Here is a 9,041-nt window from a genome sequence, read left to right on the forward strand (position 1 = left end):
CTGGACGTCACCCCGGTACGCTTCACCCGATGTTCGTCTTGCTGAACACGCGCAGCGCCTCCGCCACGCTCCAGGCCTGCGCGAAGCAGCCTCGCGGACGGTAGGGCTCCGTCGCGTCGAAGATCTCCGAAATCTGTCCGATGCCCCCGTGCGACAGGTGGTCCTCCATCCCCGCCAGCAGCGCACGTGCCGCCTTCAGGTCCGGCGTCACCTTCAACGTCGCGTCCACATAGTGTCCGATGAGCCAGCCCCACACCGTGCCCTGGTGGTAGGCCGCGTCGCGCGCGCGCAGGTCACCGTCGTACTTCGGCTTGTAGTCCCTGCTGCCCGGCGCGAGGCTCCTCAAGCCCACGGGCGTCACCAGCTCGCGGCGCACCACGTCCAACACCTGCGCCCAGTGCTCGCGCTTGAGCACCGGGTGCTTCAACGAGATGGCGAAGACCTGATTGGGGCGCACGTGCGCGTCCTCGCGCACCCCCTCGCCGTCCACCACGTCGTAGAGGCACCCGCCCGCTTCATTCCAGAAGCGCTGGTTGAAGCTGCCATGGACCCGCTCCGCGGCCGCCCGGTACGGCGCCGACTCCTGGTCCAGCCGCTCCGCCCAGCCCGCCATCAGCTTGAGCGCGTTGAACCACAGGGCGTTGAGCTCCACCGCCTTGCCCCGGCGCGGCGTCACCACCCAGCCCTCCACCTTCGCGTCCATCCAGGTGAGCTGGTAGCCCTCCTGTCCCTGGCGCAGCAATCCGTCCGCCGGATCCACGCCGATGTTGAAGCGCGTGCCCTTCTGGTGGTGCGCCACGATGTCGCTCAGCGTGGGGTACAGGTCGCGCAGCAGGGTCTCGTCCCCCGTCTCCTCCAGGTAGCGGTCCACCGCGTGGAAGAACCAGAGCGTCGCATCCGCCGTGTGGTAGACGCCCTCGTTCTCCCCGTCCGGGAAGTAGTTCGGAATCAGGCCGTCGCGCACGTAGTGCTCGAACGTGCGCAGGATGGCCGCCGCCTCGCGGTAGCGCCCCGTGGCCAGCGTCAGCCCGTCCAGGCTGATCATCGTGTCGCGGCCCCAGTCGGTGAACCAGGGGTAACCCGCGATGACGCTTCGCGCGTCCAGTCCCATGGACCGGGCCCAGGCTGCATCCGCGGGCCTCGGCGGGTCGATGATGAATTGATCCGCCGCCAGCACCAGCCGCGCCTGCACGCCCGAACGCGCAGGCTCCGGGGCGCGCTCCAGCAGCCGCTGCTGCCGCGCCAGCTCCCGTTCGAACACCACGGCGGGGTCCCGCTCCAGGTGCCCCGCGCTCTGCGTGGTGAGTCCGAAGCCCAGCGTGCCGCCCGGCTTCAGCGTGGCGGTGAAGTAGCCCGGCGAGTGCTGCACCTCCGTGAAGTCATAGCCGCGCGCCTTCTCCATGCGCAGGTGCTGGGGCCTGGACGTCTCCTCCAGGCTCACGAACGGCGTGGGCCCATCCGAGTACAGCCGCATCCGCATCGACGGGCCGTCCTCGCCATTGCGCAACGTCACCAACGGCCCCCGCAGCGTGACGATGGCTTCCTCCACGTTCTCACGCAGCGGTCCATCATGCGGGCGCAGCACCGGGAAGGGCCGCAGGTGCAGGGTGGCCTCCGGACCGGACAGGTGCTCCCACGTGATGAACACCGTGTCCTCGCCGTGCACCATCACGAAGCGACGGCGCAGCCGCGTCCGTCCCACCGCGTACTCCCAGACGGGAACCAGTCCCTCCAGATGGAAGTGGCGCAGGTGGCGCGCGCCGTCCTCCACCGTCGTGCCGTCCGCGTGCTCCTCGGAGGTCAGCCGGTAGCGCTGCCCATCCACGATGGCCGCCTCGTCCAGCCTCGCCATCAGCACCGTGCGGCCCAGCTTCTCCAGCGTGGGGATGAACAGGCCGTGATAGCGGCGCGTGTTGCACCCCACCAACGTGCCGGACGCGTAGCCCCCGCGGCCGTTGGTCATCAGCCACTCGTGGTGCACGCCGATGCCGAAGTCAGCGCCGTCCTTCCAGTCGAACGCGAGGCGGGGCAGGTCGGGGGCTGATGGATTCACGCCTTCGTCTCCTCCTCGCCCGTCAACACGAGCGCGGTCTGTCCGGGCAGTGGCCACCGTCCATCCTCCGGAATCGGTGGCGCGCCCATCCCGCCGTAACGGGCCTGGTCACTGGACAACAACAGTCGCCAGCGCCTTCCAGAAGGTGGGGCGAACAGCGGTTGCGGACACGACCCTGAAGCCAGTCCCGTGCCCAGGTTGAGGAGGACGAGGCGGTCGCCCTCCCGCTCGCTGCCTGAATCGCGGAGCACCAGCGCCTGCGGTGCGCCTTGCCGCGTCCACCGCGTCCCGGCGGACCGAGCGTGTGCCTGCCCCTCGTGGGGACCCGGCCCATGCACGCCGGTGCTTCGGACGCTCCCCAGGCCGCCCGCAGGGCGAAGGGCAGGGCAGGTCCTGGCCGCCATCCGCCTCCCCTGGTGCCCCCACGTCCGGGTCCCTTGCGAGGGCCCACCGGGGAGCGCACCTCACCAGGACCTTCGCGAGCGCTTCGCCTTCTCCTATAGAGAGGTGTCCGTCCCGGTGATGCGGAACGTGGAGGGGCGCGGGCACCCGGGTGTTCCAGCCCGAGGAGGAACGGCGTGGCCATCGTGAAGTCGACGGGCATCAGCGGGCCCCAGCGCGGGCTGGCGGAGCAGGTGTTCTCCCGGGCCGCGGGCGCGCCGCTCGTACCGGGCAACGACGTGCACCTGCTGCGCGACGCGCGTGAGAACTATCCCGCGTGGCTGAGCGCCATCCACCTGGCCCGCCGCTCCGTCCTCTTCGAGAACTACATCATCGAGGACGACGACGTGGGCCGCACCTTCGCGGAGGCGCTGGAGGCCCGCGCCCGCGACGGCGTGCGCGTCTGCGTGCTCTATGACTGGCTGGGCTGCCAGGGCACCGCGTCCAGCCGCTTCTGGCGCAGGCTGCGCGAGGCGGGCGTGGAGGTGCGCTGCTTCAATCCCTTCCAGTTCGACCGGCCCCTGGCCTGGCTGGGCCGCAACCACCGCAAGACGCTCACCGTGGACGGCGAGGTGGGCTTCGTCTCCGGCCTGTGCGTGAGCCACAAGTGGGTAGGGGACCCGGAGAAGCACGTGGCCCCGTGGCGCGACACCGGCCTCGCGATTCGCGGCCCGGCCGTGGCGGACCTCGTGCGCGCCTTCGCCCAGGGCTGGGCCACCGTGGGGACTCCGCTCGACGAGGAGGGCTGCCTCTCCGCCCGAGCGCCCGATCCGATGGGCGACGTGGCCCTGCGCGTGGTGGCCGGCGTGCCCTGGAGCGCGGGCCTGTTCCGCGTGGACCAGCTCATCGCGTCGCTCGCGCGCAAGCGGCTGTGGCTCACGGACGCGTACTTCGTGGGCACCGCCGCCTATGTGCAGGCGCTGCGGGCCGCGTCGCGCGACGGCGTGGACGTGCGGCTGCTGGTGCCCGGCAGCAGCGACATCCCCGCGCTGCGCCCCCTCACCCAGGCCGGCTACCGCCCCCTGCTGGAGGCGGGCATCCGCGTCTATGAATGGAACGGCACCATGCTCCACGCCAAGACGGCGGTGGCGGATGGGCTGTGGGCCCGCGTGGGCTCCTCCAACCTCAACCCCGCAAGCTGGCTGGGCAACTCCGAAATCGACGTGGCGGTGGAGGACGTCCACTTCGCCCAGCAGATGGAGTCCATGTACCAGCAGGACCTGGAGCACGCGACGGAGGTCGTGCTCAGCGGGAGGGATCGGCGCCTGATGTCCACCAACCCACGCCCGCTTCCGCGCTCGCGGCGGGGGGGCCCCGGACGGCGGGGCAGCATGAGCCGCGCGGCCGCGGGCGCGGTGCGCCTGGGCAACACGGTGGGCGCCGCCGTCACCAACCACCGCGAGCTGGGGCGCACGGAGTCCAAGGTCGTCTTCGGCGCGGGCGTGGTGCCCCTGGCGCTCGCGGGTGTGGCGCTGTGGTGGCCGCAGGTGGTGGCCGTGCCGGCGGCACTCCTCTGCGCCTGGGCCGGCATCGCCTTGTGGAGCCGCGCCGTGCGCCTGCGCCGCCAGGAAGCCGAAGCGCCCGAGGCGCGAGGGCCCCTGCCGGAGAGGGAGGTGCCGCCCAGGCCCGCCGCGGTGGCGCCGGAGGTGCTCACGGAAGCGGAGCCGCGGAACACGCCGGAAGCGGAGCAGCAGCAGCCCTGAGGCTTCCGCGTCCCGGGCGCGCTCGGGGCGTGCCCTCGTCGCGCGACCCTCGGGAAAATGAAACGGGACCGTCGGGTCGGAGCGCGGGAAGCGTTGCTTCCCCTCGCGTCCAGGCCCGAGGCCCCGTGATTCCTACAGTCCTACAGCCTTCCTACGCCTGCTTCGCGACGCCGGTCGGCTCCTCCGCCTTACCGTTGAGCAGCGCGCTGCCCCCATACAAGGCCAGGCCCACCATCCCCAGGACGCCGGCTTCGATGCTGCTGCCCATCGCCGCGCCCATCAGGCCCACCACGCTGGTACCCACCATGAAGACCAACCCCATCGCCCCAGCTGCCTTGCCCATCCGTGTCCCCCTCGTGACGGTTGTTGTGATGCCCTGAAACCCCATGCTGCGTCCGACGGGCAGTCCCTTTTCAAGACCCGTGCCGAAGTGCTCGCACAGGAGGGCCCCTTACATGTGCTGGAGCGCGTGGAACGCGCGGGGACTGGAGTGGGCAAACCTCTTCCACCGCACGGAAGCGATCGGCAGAAAGCACAGGGGAGAACACCTGGGTACGACCGGAATTTTTGCCGATTCCCCCCATGTGCGCCTGATGTGGCACGCCGTAACCCACCGGAGTCCAAGGGTTTTCCCTCTCCTCAAGCGCTGGCACACGCGCTGCTAAGGGACACCGCCAGAAGCGTGCTGCTCGGCCCGCAGGGCCGGTGGACGGCGGCACTCGCCAGACATCAGTGAACGAAGGAGAGCGGAAGATGGGAATGCGGCGCACGGGGTTCTGGGTGGGGTTGGGGATGCTCCTCCTGTCGGGATGTGCTCACCAGCAGACGCTGAAGGTGGACAACGCGGAGCAGCCGTACCGGATTGGCCGCGAGGACGTCCTGGACGTCAGCGTGTGGCGTGACGCGGAGCTGTCGCGCACGGTGCCGGTGCGGCCCGACGGCTTCATCTCCGTCCCCATGGTGGGGGAAGTCCAGGCCGCGGGCATGACGCCCACGGAGCTGGCGGAGGCGCTCAAGACGGGCCTGCAGCCGTATGTGCAGGAGCCGCGCGTGACGGTCATCGTCCGCGAGGTCAACAGCACCCGCGTGTTCGTGACGGGCGAAGTGGCCCACCCGGGCGCGTACCCGCTGCGCGGCCGCGTGTCGCTCCTGCAGGCCATCGCGCTGGCGGGCGGCTTCACCGACTTCGCCAACTCCGACGGCATCGTCGTCATCCGCACGGACGGCAAGGGCGGGCAGATCCCGGTGCGCTACAGCGACCTGGTCTCCCCCGACGGCGAGAACGTCATCCTGCGTCCCGGTGACACCGTCGTCGTCCCGTGAGGGGTGACGGACGCAACTTAAAACACAGACATCCGGACGATATGAACAAGGGCGTGGGCGTGGGCAAGGACGGGAGGGCGGCGGTGAGGGGCAACTGGAAGCGGGCAGTGATCGCAGGCTGTCTCATCGCCGGACCGGCTGCTCAGGCGGCCACCATCCTGGAGCCTCGGCTGCGCCTGACGGCGGAGGAGCGCTTCGACAACGATCTGCGGCTGGGCGGTGGCGCGGGTGCCACCGGCGGGCAGTTCATGACGAAGCTGTCTCCCCGGCTGGGCCTGGATGTGAAGAACGATCAGCTCACCCTGGATACGTTCTACGCCACGGACCTGCTCGCGCGACACGGCTCCGGCAAGACGACGTTGGACCACCGGGGCGGGTTCGGCCTGCGCGACGTGCTGTCGCGCCGGCTGCGATTGGACGCGAGCGCCAAGGTGTTCCGCGTCACGGACCCCACGTCGCTGCCGCGTGATGGTCTGGCGCGCTCCACGGCTCCCACCTTCTATGCGCAGGCGAAGGTGGGGTTGACGGGGCGGGTGACGGATCGCATGGATGTGCGCGGCAACTATTCATTTGAAGCCACGCGCATCATCGAGCCGGGACGGGTGGCGGGTTACGCGCACACCCCGTCGGTGGAGCTGTGGTACCGCTCCACGCGCCGGCTGTCGTTGGGCGCCGAGTATCGTTATCAGGGCTTCCTGTACGCGGGGGACTACAGCCAGGCGCACGGCGCTTCAGCGGCCCTGCGCTACCGGCTGACGCGGCCCACCACGCTCACCCTCCGGGGCGGGCCGGTGCGCTACCTGCCGTCGGACGCGTCCCGCGGGGGCTGGCTGCCCCGCGTGGCGGTGGAATTGGTTCGTGAAGGAGAGCGCTCGGATATCGGCTTCGCCGTGGGACACGACCTGGTGGGTGCCAGCGGGTTCTCCGGCGCGGTCTGGGCGGACTACGCATCAGTGATGGCGGCGCACCGGTTCACGGCGAAGTTGTCTGCCTTTGGGGCGGCCAGCTTCTTCCGCAACGGCACCGCGCCGGATTTGAACTACACGCAGTGGCGCAACACCACGAACGTGTCGCAGGGCTATGCAGTGGGAGGCGGCGTCGAGTACCGGATGAACCGGAAGCTGGCGCTGCAGGGAGCGGTGGACCGCATCGCGCAAGTGGGCGCGGCGGACGTCGCTGGGGCTGGGGATCTGACACGCAATGTGTTTGCTCTCCGTCTGGTCATGACACCTTGGTAGGGAGCATGCGAGTGCGAGGCATGGAGGAGCGGATCATGGAGCGTGGGATGACGGCGGACCAGATGCTTTCGGCGCTGTGGCGTCGCAAGGCCCTGGTGGGGGCGATCGCTGCTGCGATTTTCGTGGTGGGCGCGGCGATCGTGATGACGCGGCCTAGCATTTATGAAGCTTCGGTGGTGGTGCGCGTGGAACCGCAGCGCCCCGGTGAGGAGATGGTGCAGCGCACGGTGAGCGAGCTCATCGAGCAGCGGCTGGTGACGGTCCGCCAGGAGCTCCTGGCCCGGCCGGTGCTCCAGAAGGCCATCGAGGAGATGAACCTCTACCCGGAGCTCGTCTCCGAGAAGGGCATCGAGGCGGCGGTCGAGCAGATGCGCAAGGACCTCACCGTGCGCGTCGAGGGTGAGACGGCGTTCGAGCTGACGTACGCGGGCCGCGACCCGCAGGTCGTCGCGCAGGTCACCAACCGCCTGCCGGCCATCTTCTCCGAGGAGACGCTGAAGATCCGCCAGGCGCAGGCCGCCCGCGCCACCAACCTCTTCACGGAGGAGATGGTGAACATGGGCAAGGCGGTCTCCGCGTGGGAGGCCAACATCAGCCGCTTCAAGGTGGACCACCTGGGCGAGCTGCCCGAGCAGATGGAGATGAACATGCGCGGCCTGGAGCGCATCAGCGCCCAGCTGCAGACCAAGTCCGAGGAGCTGCGCGCCGCCGAGGCCCGCCGCTCCGACCTGGCCCGGGCCCGCAACGCCGCGGACAGCGAGGCGGGTCGCCTGGAGGCCGCGCAGAGCGGGCTGTCCCGGACGCTCACCCAGGCCAAGACGCAGTGGACCGAGGACCACCCGGAAGTGAAGCGGATGGAGCGCGAGCTGGGCACCGTCGCCGAGCAGCGCAAGGAGGCCGAGGGCCGCATGTTCGCCGAGCGCAACGAGCGCACCCGCGTCACCACGCTGGTGGGCAGCATCCAGAAGGACATCGTGGACCTGCAGAAGCAGGCCGAGGCCTACCAGGCGCGGCTGAACAACACCCCCCGCTGGGCGCATGAGCTGGCGGTGATGAACCGGGACTACGAAATCGCCCGCACCAAGTACCAGAGCGTGGTGAGCCGCAAGGTGGAGGCGGAGATCGCCCAGGAGCTGGAGGCCAAGAGTGCCCAGAGCCTGTTCAACGTCATCTCGCCCGCCGGGGTGCCTTCCGCTCCGGCCCGTCCGGACCGCCTGAGCGGTCTGCTCATCGCGGCCCTCCTGGCCCTGTCGCTGGGTGTCCTCACCGGCACCGTGCTGGAGATGCGCGACGACAGCCTCCGCGACGGCACCGAGGTCCGCGAGCGCATCACGCTGCCTGTCCTGGCGGTGGTCCCGAACATGCAAGGCAAGACAGAGAAGCGGGTGTTGATGCCCATGGCTGGGAGCAAGAACAGCGTCTCCTCGCCCACTTCGCTGAATTAATTGCCGACCCCCAACGGAAAAGATTGGAGAACTCAGATGGATTCGACGATGGAGCGGGCCGGAAACTTCCTCCCGCGTGTGGATGAGAGCGCGGCTTCCTCGAACGCGGTGGACCGTCGGGTGGTGACGTTGACGGCCCCGGCCTCCGCGGCCGCCGAGCAGTACCGGACGCTGTACTACCGGCTGGAGCGGATGCGGGAGCAGCGCCCGATGAAGGTGGTGGCGCTCACCTCGGCCATGCCCGGCGAGGGCAAGACGGTGACGAGCGTCAACCTGGCGCTGGCTGCCGCCCGGGCGAACCCGGAGCGCCGCATCCTGCTGGTGGACGCGGACCTGCGCCGGGGCCAGGTGGCCCCCACGCTGGGCATGCGCAACAAGCAGGGTCTGGCGGAGCTCTTGGCCGGTGAGTGCGATGTGCGCGACGTGGTGCGCCGCTTCAACGCCACGCGGCTGGCCGTCATCCCCGCCGGCGCCACGCCGGAGGAGAGCACCCAGGTGCTGGCCAGCGCCCGGATGAAGCAGTTCCTCAAGGCGGTGCGCGAGGGCTTCGACGAGGTGTACGTGGACCTGCCGCCCACGCTGCCGTTCGCGGACGCGGCCATCCTGGGCCACCAGATGGACGGCGTGCTGATGGTCATCCGCGCCAACGTCACCCCCTCCAAGGTGGTGAACCAGGCGGTGGAGCAGCTGGCGGGCGCGGCGCTGGTGGGCTGCGTGCTCAACGGGGCGGAAGTGAACGCGACCCCGTACCTGAAGAACTACGTGAAGAAGTAGCAGCACCGCAGCACGACATGCAGGTGAGAGCAGTCTGTCTGGCCTTCCGTCCCCCCTCCTATGC

The 9,041-nt window shown here is 69.9% G+C and carries 8 protein-coding genes; 5 read left to right on the plus strand and 3 right to left on the minus strand.

What is annotated here, in order from left to right; all coding sequences use genetic code 11:
• Positions 1-22 precede the first annotated feature (22 nt).
• Both D7Y13_RS10585 and D7Y13_RS49500 read right to left on the minus strand, forming a co-directional pair.
• Positions 23-2,053, minus strand: a complete 2,031-nt coding sequence (locus D7Y13_RS10585; protein ID WP_120584658.1) for an amylo-alpha-1,6-glucosidase — start codon at positions 2,051-2,053, stop codon at positions 23-25.
• A complete protein-coding gene (locus D7Y13_RS49500) occupies positions 2,050-2,304 on the minus strand; it encodes a DUF3459 domain-containing protein (protein ID WP_244222338.1) in 255 nt (84 codons plus the stop codon). The genes D7Y13_RS10585 and D7Y13_RS49500 overlap by 4 nt, the downstream gene beginning before the upstream one ends.
• 327 nt (positions 2,305-2,631) lie before the next feature.
• On the opposite strand from D7Y13_RS49500, the gene D7Y13_RS10595 reads away from it, so the two are divergent.
• Entirely contained in the window at positions 2,632-4,197 is a 1,566-nt protein-coding gene (locus tag D7Y13_RS10595) for a phospholipase D-like domain-containing protein (protein WP_120584656.1), read from the plus strand.
• 151 nt (positions 4,198-4,348) lie between these two features.
• Here the strand turns inward: D7Y13_RS10595 and D7Y13_RS10600 are convergent, their stop codons facing one another.
• Positions 4,349-4,540, minus strand: coding sequence for a hypothetical protein (locus D7Y13_RS10600; protein ID WP_199732850.1), 192 nt, complete (start codon positions 4,538-4,540; stop codon positions 4,349-4,351).
• A 410-nt stretch (positions 4,541-4,950) separates the two neighbouring features.
• On the opposite strand from D7Y13_RS10600, the gene D7Y13_RS10605 reads away from it, so the two are divergent.
• Genes D7Y13_RS10605 through D7Y13_RS10620 form a run of 4 tightly spaced genes read left to right on the plus strand, consistent with a single transcriptional unit; the run spans position 4,951 to position 8,977 of the window.
• A complete protein-coding gene (locus tag D7Y13_RS10605) occupies positions 4,951-5,520 on the plus strand; it encodes a polysaccharide biosynthesis/export family protein (RefSeq protein WP_120535057.1) in 570 nt (189 codons plus the stop codon).
• Between the two features lie 41 nt (positions 5,521-5,561).
• Positions 5,562-6,758 (plus strand): hypothetical protein, encoded by a 1,197-nt coding sequence (locus D7Y13_RS10610; protein WP_120584655.1) that lies wholly within the window; start codon positions 5,562-5,564, stop codon positions 6,756-6,758.
• Positions 6,759-6,793: 35 nt separating this feature from the next.
• Positions 6,794-8,203: a GumC family protein gene (locus D7Y13_RS10615; RefSeq protein ID WP_120535073.1), complete on the plus strand. Its 1,410-nt coding sequence runs from the start codon at positions 6,794-6,796 to the stop codon at positions 8,201-8,203.
• A gap of 36 nt (positions 8,204-8,239) precedes the next feature.
• Positions 8,240-8,977 (plus strand): CpsD/CapB family tyrosine-protein kinase, encoded by a 738-nt coding sequence (locus tag D7Y13_RS10620; RefSeq protein WP_120535055.1) that lies wholly within the window; start codon positions 8,240-8,242, stop codon positions 8,975-8,977.
• The last annotated feature ends 64 nt before the right edge of the window (positions 8,978-9,041 follow it).

Source organism: Corallococcus praedator (genome assembly GCF_003612125.1).
Lineage (GTDB): Bacteria > Myxococcota > Myxococcia > Myxococcales > Myxococcaceae > Corallococcus > Corallococcus praedator.